Origin of the sequence: Nocardia grenadensis NBRC 108939 (assembly GCF_001613445.1) — a bacterium.
Taxonomy (GTDB): domain Bacteria; phylum Actinomycetota; class Actinomycetes; order Mycobacteriales; family Mycobacteriaceae; genus Nocardia; species Nocardia grenadensis.
In genome coordinates this window covers 505,907-519,527 of the sequence record NZ_BDCJ01000009.1, presented here as the reverse complement: position 1 = coordinate 519,527, position 13,621 = coordinate 505,907, and the positions used below count along the sequence as shown (strand labels likewise).

Here is a 13,621-nt window from a genome sequence, read left to right as displayed (position 1 = left end):
CACCGGCCCTCCGATCCGGGCCGCTATGACCGCGCCGGGGTCAGGCCCAGACGCGGGCCCCCGGGCCCGAGCACAGCGGCGACATGAGTCGTCCCCAGAATTCGTGCCGGATCGCATCCCAGAGCCCGGCCAGTTCCGGATGGAGTTCGCGCGCTCGCGCGAGGTCCGGGTAGCTGCCGGAAGGGAAGCAGACCACCGGGGTGGCATCGGAGAGTTTCTCGACGAGGACGATGGCGATGGCGTGGTCGCGCAGCAGGCGCCAGGTGGCGCGGAGCCCGTCCACTTCGGTCCGGCACATATCCGCTCTCGCCGACGCGCCGTCGGCGTATCCGGCCTGCTCGGGGGGCACCGCCGGGCCCAGGGGTGATTCCGCGCCGTGACGATGCTGCCGGTGAGGATTCTCGACACAGCGAATGGGGTGATCGTGCATGTCGTTCCTCTCCTGATCATCACTGCGACTGGTGGCACCCGAAGCAGTGCCACCGAATAATCTAATACCTCTGAAACCATAGTTCAAGGCTTAGGCGACCTGGAGCGGTGATTTGTTCTCGAAGGACCGGCGATGGAGCCGTCTTGCTATTGACTCCATAGTTCATATTTCAAGTTCCGGGTCCTAGAATCGATGCACCTACCGCGCACCAGAGGAGTCGCGTTGCCCCAGCAGGAACGCGCGGGTCTGACCGCGCTCAGCGCTGTTCTGTCACCACTGGAGGGCAGTGGCCCGAAAACGGAGGCCGTGGTCCAGCGGCTGACCGCGGCGATCGGCCTCGGAGTGATGGTGGACGGACAGCAGTTGCCGAACGAGTTGACCCTCGCCGACCAGCTGGGTGTATCGACGATGACCCTGCGGGAAGCATTGGCCGTCCTCCGGCAGCAGGGCATCGTCCGCACCAAACGCGGACGTGGGGGCGGCAGCTTCATCTGTTCGTCCGCGGAGGTCCTGGAACACACCGCGTCGGCACGGTTACAGCACATGAGTCTCGCGGAATTACGCGACCTCGGAGACGCGCAGTTCGCCATCGTCGGCGCGGCCGCGGTCTTCGCCGCCCGCCGCGTCGGGCGGGCCGATATCGCCCGGCTCCACGCGCTGACCGACCGGTTGCGGACCAGCACCGAACCCGTCGCGGCCCGCCGAGCCGATAGCCGCTTCCATATCGAGATGGCCGTATGCGCGCAGTCCACCAGACTCACCCGGGCCCAGGTCGATCTGCAGGCCGAGCTCTCCGCGCTGGTCTGGCTGCCGCGACTGGAACTGGATCCGGCCGCAGAGGCGGCCGTCCACAGCGACCTGGTACGCGCCATCGAACGCGAGGATGATGCCGAGGCCCGGGAGCTGGCAGAATCGCATAGTGAATCCCGCATCCGTCGACTCATCGCCCTACGTATGGAGCTCAGTGATCGATGACGGACAATCCAAGACCTCCGACCATCGAGTCGCTCGCTTCCGCCGTGGCAGAGCTGGCCGAGCAGATCTATCTGCCGCTCACGACGATAGGGAACGCGCTTGCACACGTCTGGGACGAGGCCACCCGGACACGGCGAGCCCCTCCCCGTTCGGCCGATCTGGCGCCGCTGCGCGAGCCCATCACCCATGAGCTGGAGGAGGTCGGCGAGCTGTTCGACGGGGCGGGCGTGGTCATCGCCGACGGTGCGCTCGCCGACCGTCCCCGGTTCCTGGAGTGGTGGCAGATGCAGGCGGGACACGGACCCCAGCGGCTGAACCCCGAGCTGAGCCCGCAGAGCGAATACTTCTACGACTACACCCAGATGGACTGGTACTTGGTCCCCCGTGACGAAGGACGCCGCTGGGTGCACGGGCCCTATATCGATTTCGCGTGCACCGACCAATACGTGTGCACGTTCGCGGTTCCGGTCACCACCGCCCCGGGACAGTTCCTCGGGATAGCCGGGGCCGATGTGCCGGTCGGCGCGATGCAGGAGGTCCTGCTTCCCCGGTTCCGCGCCGCGGGCCTCGCCGTCGTACTCGTCAACGACGAGGGCCGCGTCATCCTGGCCACCGATCCGGGGCTCCCCCCGGGCTCCCGGACCGGCCGCGTCGACTGGACCGGTGTCGGGGTGCCGATCGACGCGCTGCCCTGGTCACTGTGCCGGCTGGAGGGCACCTCGACACATTGAGACGGCCACTGTCGCGGTCCGGGGACGCGGCGGTGTTGCTCCGATAGCCGCTCGTTTCAACCGCGAAATGCTCAGCGGCCCAACCGCTTCGCGCACTCGGCCATCTCCTCGATCACCAGATCCATGGAGGTGGCACGGCGCGACGCCGACAGCACGATCCGATCGGCGCCCAGTCTACGTGCCCGGTCGAGCTCCGCCCCGTCCAGCCGTCGCAACGTGGCGCCGAGCACCAGGGAGATCTTCGCGGGATCACGCCCGGCCCGAGTGGCCGCGGCACGCATCACGCCGATCGCCGTATCGAGTTCCGCGCCGACCAGCCCCAAAGGCTGGAAGCCGTCGCCCAGCCCGCCGGCCCGTCGGGCGGCCGCGGCACTGTGGCCGCCGATGTACAGCGGGACACCGGACTCCCGGTGCGGTTTGGGCCAGCTGTGCGCACCGGTGAACGAGAAGTACTCACCGGCGAAGTCCACACCGTCGCGGCCGGCCCACAGTGCCCGCATCACCGCGATGGCCTCGTCGGCGATCCTGCCGCGACGATCGAATCGTCCACCGCACGCCTCGACCTCCTCACGCATCCACCCGAGACCGAGGCAGACGCGCAGCCGTCCGCCGGAGAGCCGGTCCAGCGTCGCCAGCCGTTTGGCGAGAACCACCGGATTGTGGTTGGGCAACACCAGAACGCCGGTGGACAAGCCCAGCGTCGTGGTCGCACCGGCGACGAACGACAGCAGTTCCAGTGGGTCCGGGATATCGCAGTCGTCGGGCAGCGGTGATCTGCCGGTCGGTGAGTAGGGGTACACACTGCCGGTATCCGCGACGACCACCGAATGTTCCACAGCGGAGATCTCGTCGAATCCGAGTGACTCCGCCGCGTGGGCGAAGCGCAGGACCTGCTCCGGTTCTCCGCTCGACCCCAGTTCGACCGGGATCACCACACTGAGCTTCATACCCTGTCTCCTTCGCATACACCGGCGCGTGCGACGCGTCGCGGACTTCCCGGAAACCGCGTCACGGCCGGGTGACACCCGGCTCCGGTAGGAATCTCGCGCGGCCGTGGGCGTGGAATTCACATTCGAGCGCCTGCCGGTCCGCTTCGGTCAGCGGTACGTACTCGGGTGCCGCACGACCCACCCGGTGGAACACCGGTTCGTCACCACGCCACAACCGGGCCTGCAATTCCCGCTTGAGCACCTTGTTCGACCCGGTGACCGGCAACCTCGCCGACACCCGCACGAACCGGGGCGCCGATTTGGTACCGAGATCGTCCTGACCGGCCAGGAACGCGGCGAACTCGGCGGGATCGAAATCGGAGACCTCGGCGACCTCGATCGCGGCCATCACCTGATCGCCCGACCGCGGGTCCGGCACCGCGTACACACCGGTCGCGATGATCTTCGGGTGCCGCCGCAGGATGCGCTCGATCAACAGTGCCGAAATGTTCTCCCCGTCCACACGGATCCAGTCGCCCCGCCGGCCGGCGAAGTAGAGGAACCCGGCCTCGTCGATATAGCCGAGGTCACCGGTCCAGTACCAGCCGTGCCGGATTCGCTCGGCCACCGCGGATTCGTTCTTGTAGTACCCTTCGAATCGTTTCGCGCCGCCCTTGTCGACCATTTCGCCGATGGCCTCGTCCGGGTTGAGCACCCGGCCGTGCCGGTCGAGTCGCGCCCGGGCGCATTCCCGGCGGGTCTCCGGATGCACGACGGCGATATCGGCGTGGGCCGGCCGGCCCAGCGCGCCCGCCGGGGTGTCCGGGTCGGGCCGCACCGACCCGGCACCCTCCGACGAACCGTAACCCTCCATCAACTCGGCCCCGAATCGGCGCGTGAACTCCACCCGGTCTTCCGGCGAGGCTTCGGTGCCGAATCCGCGGACGAGGGGGTTGTCGATATCGTCGGCCCGCTCCGGGGTCGCCATCAGGTAGCCCAATGCCTTGCCCACATAGGTGAAGAACGTGGCGCCGAAGAACCGCACATCCGGCAGGAATCCGGAGGCGGAGAATTTCGGGGTGAGGCAGACGGTCGCACCGTTGGCCAGGGCGGGTGCCCACAGCGCCATCAGCGCGTTGCCGTGGAACAGCGGCATACAGCAGTAGTCGACATCCGCGCGCGTATGGCCGTACTTCTCGGTGTTCGCGTACGCGAGTCGCGCCAGCCGGCCCTGGCTGCACCGCACCGCCTTCGACAGACCGGTGGTTCCGGAAGTGAACAGCAGCAGGAGCAGCGCCGTTTCGTGCACCGTCGAGCCGACCGTGGGCTCATCGACCCGGTGTGTGGCCACCCGGTCGAGGTAGGACGGTGTGTCGACGAGGAGGAAACGGTCCGCGCTCAGCCCGAGGTCCAGATCAGCGATCTTCGCCATACCCGCGGAGTCGGTGACGATCAATTGGCAGTCGACATAGCGGATCTCGGCCTCGAGTTCGGCGCCGCGCCGGGTCGGGTTGATGCCGGCGATCACCGCGCCGGTCAGGGCGGCCCCACCCAGCCAGAACAGGTACTCGGGAGTGTTCTCGAGCAGCACGCCGATATGGAACGGACCGTCGACGCGCAGCGAGGTGGCCAGCGCGCCCCGGGCCGCGCTCTCGCGCACCGTCTCGTCCCAGGTCCAGTCCCGTTCCCGGGTTCGTACACCCCGGTGGGTGTCGCCGAGACGATCGAGCAGCATCTCCGCTATCGTCACACGTTCCAACTCGGCTCCTGTCCTCGTCCCGGATGCCCTCCGAATCCTGTCCATCCCGAACCGACGCTAGCCACTTCGGCGCCCGGCTCGTCGGTCCGGTCTCGGCCAGTGGAAAGGTGCCGCGCGCCCGCGGTGATCCGTGAGATCTTCTGCCCATGGAACTCGAGCGCACCATCACCCGGCTGGCCGCGACCGAGGCGATCAGGGACCTGATTTTCGCCTACTCCCATCTGATCGACCGGGGGGCGCTCGACGAGGTGGCGGAGTTGTTCGCGGACGCGGTGTACGGCATGTGCGACGGTGCGGGGGTGCCGATCGGCGAACCCATCGTCGCGGACGCGCGGGCGGTACTGGACGCCAATCGGAGATTCATCAAAATGCACGGTGCCCCGGCCTCACCGCGGACCAAACACCTCACCACGAATGTCCGGATCCGGGTCGCGGACATCGATACCGAGGCGACCGCGCTGTCGTATGTGACCGTGGTGCAGGCGGCCGGCGAGCTACCGCTACAACCCATTCTCACCGGCCGCTACTTCGACGAGTTCGCATTCCGGGCCGGGCGCTGGCGATTCACCCGTCGATTGTGCTGTATCGACCACACCGGTGACCTCAGCGAGCATGCGCGACGTGCGCCGTGACCGACCTGCGCCGAAGCGCATCGAGCCGAGAGGAAGCGGATGGAACCCACCGACCGTCTCGCCATGAGCACGCTCGTGGCGCAATACGCGCTGGCCGTCGACCGCCGGGATCCCACGGCGTTGGAATCTTTGTTCGCGCCGGAGGTGGTGTTCGTGCGGCCGCCCGAACTGAACGGCACGAACGCACCGAGGGAGTTGCGCGGCCGGGCGCTGGTGGCCCGATCGGTGGTGGAAGCGGTATCGCACCTGGTGGCCACCCGGCACGTCGTCGAGCAGCAGGTTATCGAGACCGCCACCGCCCACGACGCGCACGGTGAGACCTATTGCACGGCACACCATATCTATCCGCGCGGTGACGGTCACCGGGATCATCGCCTCGCCCTCCGGTACCGGGACACCTTCGTCCGTGCCGGAGGCGCCTGGTTGTTCTTCCGGCGGGACCTCGTGGTCGACTTCGCCGAGGACGTGCCGGTGACCCGGTCGGCGCCGCACGGGACCACCGGGTGATCGCGGTCGTCAGGTGCCTGGTCGGGCCGGCGCGAAAGCGGTCAGGAAACCGGCCACGGTGATCAACCCGATCCGGATATGAGCGTGTTCGAATGCCACCGGGGTCATCGTATCGGCGATCATCGCCGAGATCGCGCCGGGCGACCGGGCATGCAGGGCCGCAGCAGCTTACGCGTGGGCCACGGTGCCGCGGCGACGGAAGACGGCCGGGGTCGCCACGTGCACCCAGCAGCCGCTCGTGCCATCGCCCAGCGCGGCCAGCGGCGGGGGCAGGAACGACGGCGGCGCGAAGCGCACCTCGGTGCGCTGCGTCGCCGTGGTGACCACCGCGGCCTGTTCGGGTCCGCTCCATTCACTGACCCACAATCCGCCCACGATCCGCACCGGAGGTGCGGCGCCGTCGGCGAGTACGACCGTCACCGGGTCACCCACGTATTCGCCCCACACCACCCACCACCGGCCCGGGGTATTCGATTCGGTCGGCCCCGACACGCCGACGGCCATATCCGCGCGACCCGACCACGACCGCCACAGCAGCTCGTCCTCGCCGGCCTCGGTGACGATTTCCCCGCCCGGTCGCGGCTGGGTCACCCGGAAGCAGCGGTCGGTGGCGCGCCACTGTAACCGCATTCCCGACAGCGGTAACACTTCCGACTCGAGATCCGACTCGCGGTATCCGTTGGCCATCACGGCTCCTCACTGGGTGCGCTACTCGCTCCGGTAGTGCGTCGGAGCGCCGACATCGGCCGTGCTACCCACCACACCTGTTACTAAACCGTGATCACGAAGAGGGACAGCCTCCCGGTGCCTCGGCAACCATACGACCGGCAGCGCCCGATCCTTTGCGGTCAAAGGGTCGAGACGACGGCACGCACGGTCCGCGCCGCGCGGTACCCGAAGTGCACCGGTGGGTGGACGGGAGGAAGCGGTCGAGCGGCCGGAGCCGAACCGGCCGGCCCGTGCCGACGGCGCGTCATGTCCGGGTCCTTCGCGCGCGGCTTCGCCGGTGGCGGGACGGTGGTTCTCGGGCGGACCCCGTTTTCCGGGTAGAGATCGAAGTGCCGGATGAGCGGGTGTCGCCTATGTCAGCGAACGCGGCACGCGGGTGGCCGGGTGCCAGCCGGTGGGCGGACATGCCGCGGTCGCGGCGGGAACTCGGCCAATCCGTGATCGTGCACGATCGCCGACGCCTCCGAGCCGACGACCACGGCCCTGCTCGGCGGCAGCGTCGACGAGGCCCGTTACTGAGCCCAGCGGCCGGAGCCGAATCGGTGGCTTCGGTGATCCGTTCAGGCGCGGTCCACCTCGACCATGAAGAAATCGGCTTTCGCCGCTCCGCAATCGGGGCACGACCAGTCGTCTGGAATATCGTCCCAGCGGGTGCCGGGCGCGATACCGTCCTCGGGCCAGCCGAGCGCTTCGTCGTATTCGAAACCGCATTGCACGCACTGGAACAATTTGTATCCGGTGGTCATATCACTGTCCTTTCATCGGGACGGCCGGTTCGAAATCGATTTTTTCTCGCACACCGCAGTCCGGGCAGCACCAGTCGTCGGGCACCGCCGACCACGCCGTGCCCGCGGGGAAACCTTCGCGCGGGGCGCCGGTGGTTTCGTCGTAGCGGTAATCGCACACCGGGCAGGAGAAGACCGCCATCAGCTCGCGACCCCGTACCGGGCGAGCACGCGCTGCCGCTTGCTCGGCTGGATGTTCACCCGCGTGATATCGCCCCGGTAATGGGCCAGCACGCGATGGTCCATCACTTTCCGCCACAGCGGCGGGAAGTAGGCCAGGGTGATCATGCCGGCATAGCCGGCGGGCAGTTCGGGCGCGCCATCCATACTGCGCAGGGTCTGGTACCGACGGGTGGGCGCCGCGTGATGGTCGCTGTGCCGCTGCAGGTGGAAGAGGAAGATATTGGTCACCAGGTGATCGGAGTTCCAGCTGTGTTCGGGCGTGCACCGGACGTAGCGGCCCGATTCCGTGCGCTGCCGGAGCAGGCCGTAGTGCTCGAGATAGTTCACCGTCTCCAGTAGCGAGAATCCGTAGACGGCCTGGAGCAGCAGGAACGGCAGTACGCCCGGTCCGAACAACACCGCCAGCACACCCCACAACACCACCGTCATCGCCCACGCGTTGAGCACATCGTTGCGAAGGGTCCACGGGCTTTTACCCATCCGCTGCAACCGCGTTCGCTCCAGCGCCCACCCCGACCGCAGCCCACCCCATACGCTGCGCGGCAGGAAACTCCAGAAGGATTCGGCGAACCGGGCGCTGGCCGGGTCCTCGGGCGTGGCGACCCGGACGTGATGACCGCGGTTGTGCTCGATATAGAAATGCCCGTAACCGGTCTGCGCCAGCGTGATCTTGGACAGCCAGCGTTCGAGTTCGTCCTTCTTGTGCCCGAGCTCGTGTGCGGTGTTGATACCCACACCACCCATGACACCGACGGTGAGCGCGACCCCGATCTTCGACCACAGTCCGAGCCCGCCCTCGATACCCAGCCAGGAGAGGTCCGGTGCGGTCCACAGGTAGCCGGCGAACACCAGGCTGGCCAGCTGGCACGGGATGAAGGCGTAGACGCACCAGCGGTAGTAGCGATCGCGCTCCAGTTGTTCCATCACCTCTTCGGGCGGGTTCTGGCCGTCGGGCCCGAAGAACCGGTCCAGGATCGGCAGCAGCACATAGACCAGCAGTGGGCCGATCCACCACCACACCGCCGCCGGCCGGTCCCACCCCAGCCGGTGGCTCGCCCACACCAGCACCGCGGCCAGACCGAGCGAGGTGGGTGCCACCAGCCCGAACAACCACAGGTACCGCTTTCGGTCGCGCCACTGCGGCGTCACCGCGTCGTGCGAACTCTGCTCGGACGTCGTCATCGTCGCCCTCCTCACTTCCGTGCGGCCGCCGCTTCGGCGACGGGCGCCTCGGTCGGCGCGCGCATCACCGGCACCGTCCTTTACACTTTGCATATAAGTGTATTTATTACATACATGTATGCCATCTCTGTCAATAGAAGAACATTCGCGCATGTGATGTAAGGTGATTGCCGTGGCTGACGCGCCGAATTTCCAGAACGAGATGCGCCGACTACTCCGGGAGCGAGTGATCGAGACCGCGCGCGAATTGGCCTGCACCGAGGGGTGGGGCGCGGTCAACATGTCCCGGGTGGCCAAGGAGGTCGGGGTGAGCCGCCCCGTGCTCTACAAGGAGATCGGCACCAAACAGGATCTGGCCGAGGTCGTCATCGCGGGGGAACTCGACTCCTTCCTCGCCGGTGTCACCGAAACCGTCACCGCCGAGCCCGGCGACCTGCTCGCCGGGATCACCGCCGCCGCCGAATACACCCTCCGCAGTGCGGCCGACAACACCCTGCTCAAGGCGGTGCTCGCCGGCCGCTCCGGCGCCGACACCACCTTGCTCCCCACTCTGATGACCGAACCCGAACCCGTACTGGGCCGGGCCACCGCCGCGTTTACCGCCATCCTCCGCGCCCGGTATCCCCTCGACGCGTTCAACGAGCCGGAGCTCGACACTCGGGTCGAAGCGGTGGTGCGGCTGGCACTGAGCCACCTCTTCCAGCCCGCCGGGACCATCGACCGCGCCGTCGCTCAGATAGCCCTGGTCGCGGGGCCACTGTTCCACCGCGACCACTAGGAACGGCGCCGACTCCGTCGGTGATCCTCACCGAACGGCCCGGACGGGCGGCGCCCCGTGTTACGGAATCGACGGGGTTCATGTCACAAATAGGTATACCCCCGGTCATTCGACCGTGGTCGAGATAACACACGCCGAGCACGCTGGAGGCATCCGTCGGCTCCCTCCGTGAAGGTCTCCATGTACCCCTCCGATTCGAACCACACAGGCACCAGCGGCTACGTGGGCGTTCCGCCCTCGGAAGACATATTGATGATCCGCCGGTGCGCACGGTGCGACAGGCTCTACGCACCGCTGACCGTCGACTGCGCGTCGTGCGCGTCCGACAGCCTGGAATGGGTGCCGTCCAACGGCGCCGGTTCGATCCTGTCGTGGCGGGTGGTGGATCGCGGCGTCATCGGCGGGCGTGGGGAGACGACGCCGCTGACGGTCGCCGTGGTCGAACTCGACGACGGCCCGTGGGTGTACACCTCGATCGAAGGCCACGTTCCGCTGGTCACCAGCGGCCCGGTACGGGTGCGTTTCCGGCCGCGGCCACGGGACGGCAGATTCCCGGTTTTCGCGGTCGTCACCGAGACCGACACCCCCGGCCACCGCGCCGCCGACCGCTCCGGAGGCGAACATGCCCGCACCTGACACCGACTTCTCCGTTGCCACCACATGGGTCCGGACCGCACTACGGCAATGCGCTGCCCTGGACGCCACGAGATCCTTGCTCCCGGGGACGAAGCCGATGCTCGTTTTCGCGATCCGCTGGGCTCCGTTCGGCGGCGCCACCGCCGAGGAACTCTTCGTGAATTTCGGCGTCACCCGGCAGCAGTTCCTGCGGATGACCGGTGCGGCGCTGGCCGCGCGACGGTCCGACGATCCGCGGACGTCTCAGCTGAAACAGCACCTGCTGATGTTGCTGGCCCAGGCCTGGCGTGCGGACCGCGACGTGGAATCGCTTCGGTGACGGCGAGGCCGAACCGAAGCGGCCACGTGTGGTGAACCCGGCGCCTCGGTGCACCGCGCGAGTCGCGGGTCATGCGCCGGGCCGGGCCGGTGTGCGAGCCGCGAAGAACGCATCCGCGATTCCACGCAAGGGGGCGACGAGGTCGGCGCCGCGCGGGTACACGCCCACCGGCCGAGCGACTGCATATCTCCCAGCCCGCGATCGCGGGTGTCCGCCCGCCTCACTGGGCTAGGGTTGTGGCCGCTGGATGCCGGGAACCGGCTCGTACGGCCGTCGACCAACGCTCGCGAGGAGTTCTCATGGGTTCTGCTCGATCAGTGCGTAATTCCCTGTCCGCGGTGGTCGCGGTGCTGCTCGGGGCGACCGGGGGCGTATCCGTGGTGGCCGCCGCCCCGGAACCCGTCGATCAGCGGCCGAACGTGGTCGTGATCCTGGCGGACGACCTGGATTCGGCGGCCACGCCGGTGTGGCAGGCGATGCCGCGGACCGCCGCACTCGTCCGTGATCGCGGGGTGGAGTTCACCGACGCGTTCGCGCCGATGCCGATCTGCTGCGCGGCCCGTGCCGCCATCCTGACCGGCCGGTACGGGCACAACACCGGTGTCCTCACCAATTCCGGCGAGGTCGGCGGCTTCGAGACCTTCCGCGCCCGGGGCAACGAATCCCACACCATAGCCACCGCGTTGCACGACGCGGGCTACCGAACCGGTATGGCGGGCAAGTACCTCAACGGGCTGGAAGACGACCCCGCGCATATCCCGCCCGGCTGGGACGACTGGCACGCCGGAGTCGACAACTTCCTGTACTCCGGCTACAACTACACGCTGAACGAGAACGGCACGTTCGTGAAATACGGTGTGGCGCCGCAGGATTACGAAACCGACGTGATCCGTGCCAAGTCCGAGCAGTTCATCACCGACGCCGCCGCCGCGGGGCAGCCGTTCTTCTGGTACGCCGCCTCCACCTCGCCACACTTCCCGATCCCGCCCGCACCCCGGCACGTGGCCGAGACCCGGCCGACCGCCGCGCCGCGGTCCCCGAACTATCAGGAGTCCGACGTATCGGACAAGCCGTCGTGGCTGATCGATACGGCGGGCCCGCGGGCCGCGACCATCACCGTGACCAACGATCCCGACTACACCAATCGGCTCGGGGCGTTGAAATCACTGGACGAGATGGTTGCCGGGATCGTCGAAACTCTCGACCGTACCGGGGAACTCGATAACACCTACCTGATCTTCACCTCCGACAACGGTTACAGCCTCGGCGCGCACCGGCTGACCCAGAAGATGGCGCCCTACGAAGAATCCATGCGGGTGCCGCTCGCCGTCACCGGGCCCGGAATCCGGCCCGGCCGCCGTGGCACCATGGCCCTGTCCACAGATCTCGCCCCGACCATCTTCGACTGGGCCGGCCTCCCGATCCCCGACCGGATCGACGGCCGCTCCCTGACACCCGTACTGGCCGGCGAAACCACCGGATGGCGTAATGATTTCGTCGCCGAGTACGGGGGTCCGGGTAGCACGGGCCGCGACGGCATAGCCCAGGAACAGATTCCGGGCACCGACACCCCGCTCATCTACACGCTCGATATGCCGTCCTGGAGCGCCGTCCGCACCGACCGCTACCTCTACGCCCGCTGGTACGAACGAGAACGCCCGCTCGACCAGCGCGAATACGAGCTGTACGACCTGCACACGGACCCGTACCAGCTGACCAACCTCATCAAGACCCCCGAGGGACGCGCCGCACACGCCGGCCTGGTCGCCACCCTCGACCGGCGCCTGACCACCCTCACTGCCTGCGCCGGGATCACCTGCCGCTGATTGCCGGATCACGGTCACCGTGACGGGGCCGGACCCGGCCGCTGAGCTCCGCACGCCGCGGCCACCGTTGTTCGGTTCGACGGCGGGCGGGCGCCGCCGTCGATCCCGATCTCTCAGGTCGGCCATTTCCCGGTCATCCGGTGGTACGCGAGCACCCCGGCACGATCGACGGATGCCTTGACCAGACCGAACACCGCGCCCTGGAGAGCGGCCGCGAACAGGACCTGCCGCCAGCCGTAGTCGGGAGAAGTCGCGGCCGGGGCCTCGTCCTGTCCGGCGGCCCGGCGCCAGAGCTGACGGAACACCGCGTGCGCCGCGATCCCGCCGAGCACCCCGGCCACGGTGCCGATCGGCTTGTACAGCAGGTTCATGATTTCCTGCCTCGTACGATCAGCCAGGCCACCACCGCGGCGGCGAGAGCCGCGGTCACGGCCGGTACCGGATAACCGCGCAGGAATGCCGCGGTCTTCCGGCCACTCGCCGCCACGGGCGCGGGCGTCCCGGCTTCGGCCCGTTCGAGGAGTTGATGGGCCTGCGCCTGCACCTGACCGGCGCGATCGCGGACCGTACGCTCCACCTCCCCGGCCCGGTGCCGCACCTCGTCGGCGGCGTGATGCGCGGATTCCTCCGCGCGCGCCCGCACATCGAACTTCCCGGCGAGCTCGTCCACCGTCTCCCGAAGTTCTTCCCGGACCTGATCGCGGTCGCGCCGCAATGCGTCCCGGTCGTCGTCGACGGATCGTCCTCCGTTCTCGGTCATCGCTACCTCCGGTGGGTGACGGTCTCGAAATCGGCGCGGGCCCCCGCCAGGGCGTCCGTGGGCACCGGTGGTGCGCCGGCCGTGATATTCCGCTTCCCGAACCAGGTGAGGGCGGCCCCACCGGTGAGTAATAGGGCGCCGACGATCAGGGCCGCGGCCCACCCCGGCAGGACCAGCGCCAACGCCAGGACCACGGCGGCGATCACTGCCGCGCCGCCGTAGAAAATCAGCAGCCCACCCACGCCCGCGAGCCCGGCGCCTTTGGCCGCGGCGCTTGTCTTCTCCTGCATCTCCAGCCTGGCCAGGCGCATTTCGTCGCGAACCAGCCTGCTCACCTGGATGGTGGCCACATCGACGAGTTCGCCGACCGACCGGTCGTCCGCTGACTGCCGCGTAGGCGGCTGTGCCGTCCGAGTCATGTGCTACCTCCTGTCCGGCGGGCGGATACCCGCCGGACCCC

The 13,621-nt window shown here is 68.2% G+C and carries 18 protein-coding genes; 8 read left to right on the top strand and 10 right to left on the bottom strand.

The features are described 5' to 3' along the window. Positions 1–40: 40 nt before the first annotated feature. Entirely contained in the window at positions 41–430 is a 390-nt protein-coding gene (locus NGR01S_RS12225) for a hypothetical protein (RefSeq protein ID WP_063036277.1), read from the bottom strand. Between the two features lie 222 nt (positions 431–652). Between NGR01S_RS12225 and NGR01S_RS12220 the strand changes: the two genes are divergently transcribed. Both NGR01S_RS12220 and NGR01S_RS12215 read left to right on the top strand, forming a co-directional pair. Next, on the top strand, positions 653–1,405 hold the full coding sequence (locus tag NGR01S_RS12220; protein WP_063036276.1) for a FadR/GntR family transcriptional regulator: 753 nt from the start codon (positions 653–655) through the stop codon (positions 1,403–1,405). Further along, positions 1,402–2,136: a cache domain-containing protein gene (locus NGR01S_RS12215; protein ID WP_157107221.1), complete on the top strand. Its 735-nt coding sequence runs from the start codon at positions 1,402–1,404 to the stop codon at positions 2,134–2,136. The genes NGR01S_RS12220 and NGR01S_RS12215 overlap by 4 nt, the downstream gene beginning before the upstream one ends. Positions 2,137–2,207: 71 nt before the next feature. Here the strand turns inward: NGR01S_RS12215 and NGR01S_RS12210 are convergent, their stop codons facing one another. Continuing rightward, entirely contained in the window at positions 2,208–3,083 is an 876-nt protein-coding gene (locus tag NGR01S_RS12210) for an LLM class F420-dependent oxidoreductase (protein WP_063036274.1), read from the bottom strand. Between the two features lie 61 nt (positions 3,084–3,144). After that, positions 3,145–4,869 carry a steroid-22-oyl-CoA synthetase gene (gene casI, locus NGR01S_RS12205; RefSeq protein ID WP_063036273.1) on the bottom strand — a complete coding sequence of 575 codons (1,725 nt, stop codon included), beginning with the start codon at positions 4,867–4,869 and terminating at the stop codon, positions 3,145–3,147. A gap of 101 nt (positions 4,870–4,970) precedes the next feature. On the opposite strand from casI, the gene NGR01S_RS12200 reads away from it, so the two are divergent. Both NGR01S_RS12200 and NGR01S_RS12195 read left to right on the top strand, forming a co-directional pair. After that, a complete protein-coding gene (locus NGR01S_RS12200) occupies positions 4,971–5,456 on the top strand; it encodes a nuclear transport factor 2 family protein (RefSeq protein WP_063036272.1) in 486 nt (161 codons plus the stop codon). Positions 5,457–5,495: 39 nt separating this feature from the next. Beyond that, positions 5,496–5,963, top strand: coding sequence for a nuclear transport factor 2 family protein (locus NGR01S_RS12195; protein WP_063036271.1), 468 nt, complete (start codon positions 5,496–5,498; stop codon positions 5,961–5,963). Between the two features lie 168 nt (positions 5,964–6,131). Here NGR01S_RS12195 and NGR01S_RS12190 read toward each other — a convergent pair whose 3' ends face one another. The 4 genes from NGR01S_RS12190 to NGR01S_RS12175 form a co-directional block, all read right to left on the bottom strand. Then, complete coding sequence (locus NGR01S_RS12190; protein WP_063036270.1) at positions 6,132–6,650, bottom strand: hypothetical protein; 519 nt, start codon at positions 6,648–6,650, stop codon at positions 6,132–6,134. Positions 6,651–7,252: 602 nt separating this feature from the next. Next, entirely contained in the window at positions 7,253–7,438 is a 186-nt protein-coding gene (locus NGR01S_RS12185; RefSeq protein WP_063036269.1) for a rubredoxin, read from the bottom strand. A gap of 1 nt (position 7,439) precedes the next feature. After that, positions 7,440–7,619 (bottom strand): rubredoxin, encoded by a 180-nt coding sequence (locus NGR01S_RS12180; RefSeq protein ID WP_063036268.1) that lies wholly within the window; start codon positions 7,617–7,619, stop codon positions 7,440–7,442. Next, the gene (locus NGR01S_RS12175) at positions 7,619–8,842 is read right to left on the bottom strand and encodes an alkane 1-monooxygenase (protein ID WP_063036267.1); all 1,224 of its coding nucleotides are present in this window, start codon (positions 8,840–8,842) and stop codon (positions 7,619–7,621) included. The genes NGR01S_RS12180 and NGR01S_RS12175 overlap by 1 nt, the downstream gene beginning before the upstream one ends. A gap of 172 nt (positions 8,843–9,014) precedes the next feature. Between NGR01S_RS12175 and NGR01S_RS12170 the strand changes: the two genes are divergently transcribed. The 4 genes from NGR01S_RS12170 to NGR01S_RS12155 all read left to right on the top strand — a co-directional run bounded on the left by NGR01S_RS12170 (position 9,015) and on the right by NGR01S_RS12155 (position 12,401). After that, positions 9,015–9,620: a TetR/AcrR family transcriptional regulator gene (locus NGR01S_RS12170; RefSeq protein WP_245664546.1), complete on the top strand. Its 606-nt coding sequence runs from the start codon at positions 9,015–9,017 to the stop codon at positions 9,618–9,620. 252 nt (positions 9,621–9,872) lie between these two features. Beyond that, a complete protein-coding gene (locus NGR01S_RS12165) occupies positions 9,873–10,256 on the top strand; it encodes a Zn-ribbon domain-containing OB-fold protein (RefSeq protein ID WP_245664545.1) in 384 nt (127 codons plus the stop codon). Beyond that, a complete protein-coding gene (locus NGR01S_RS12160) occupies positions 10,243–10,575 on the top strand; it encodes a hypothetical protein (RefSeq protein WP_157107220.1) in 333 nt (110 codons plus the stop codon). Before NGR01S_RS12165 ends, NGR01S_RS12160 begins: the two co-directional genes overlap by 14 nt. 299 nt (positions 10,576–10,874) lie before the next feature. Continuing rightward, on the top strand, positions 10,875–12,401 hold the full coding sequence (locus tag NGR01S_RS12155) for a sulfatase family protein (protein ID WP_063036264.1): 1,527 nt from the start codon (positions 10,875–10,877) through the stop codon (positions 12,399–12,401). 113 nt (positions 12,402–12,514) lie between these two features. On the opposite strand, the gene NGR01S_RS12150 is transcribed toward NGR01S_RS12155, so the two are convergent. The 3 genes from NGR01S_RS12150 to NGR01S_RS12140 are packed head-to-tail and all read right to left on the bottom strand — an operon-like array spanning position 12,515 to position 13,580. Continuing rightward, the gene (locus NGR01S_RS12150; protein WP_063036263.1) at positions 12,515–12,772 is read right to left on the bottom strand and encodes a DUF4235 domain-containing protein; all 258 of its coding nucleotides are present in this window, start codon (positions 12,770–12,772) and stop codon (positions 12,515–12,517) included. Continuing rightward, positions 12,769–13,161, bottom strand: a complete 393-nt coding sequence (locus tag NGR01S_RS12145; RefSeq protein ID WP_063036262.1) for a DUF3618 domain-containing protein — start codon at positions 13,159–13,161, stop codon at positions 12,769–12,771. The genes NGR01S_RS12150 and NGR01S_RS12145 overlap by 4 nt, the downstream gene beginning before the upstream one ends. Before the next feature lie 2 nt (positions 13,162–13,163). Further along, on the bottom strand, positions 13,164–13,580 hold the full coding sequence (locus tag NGR01S_RS12140; RefSeq protein ID WP_063036261.1) for a phage holin family protein: 417 nt from the start codon (positions 13,578–13,580) through the stop codon (positions 13,164–13,166). Positions 13,581–13,621 lie beyond the last annotated feature (41 nt).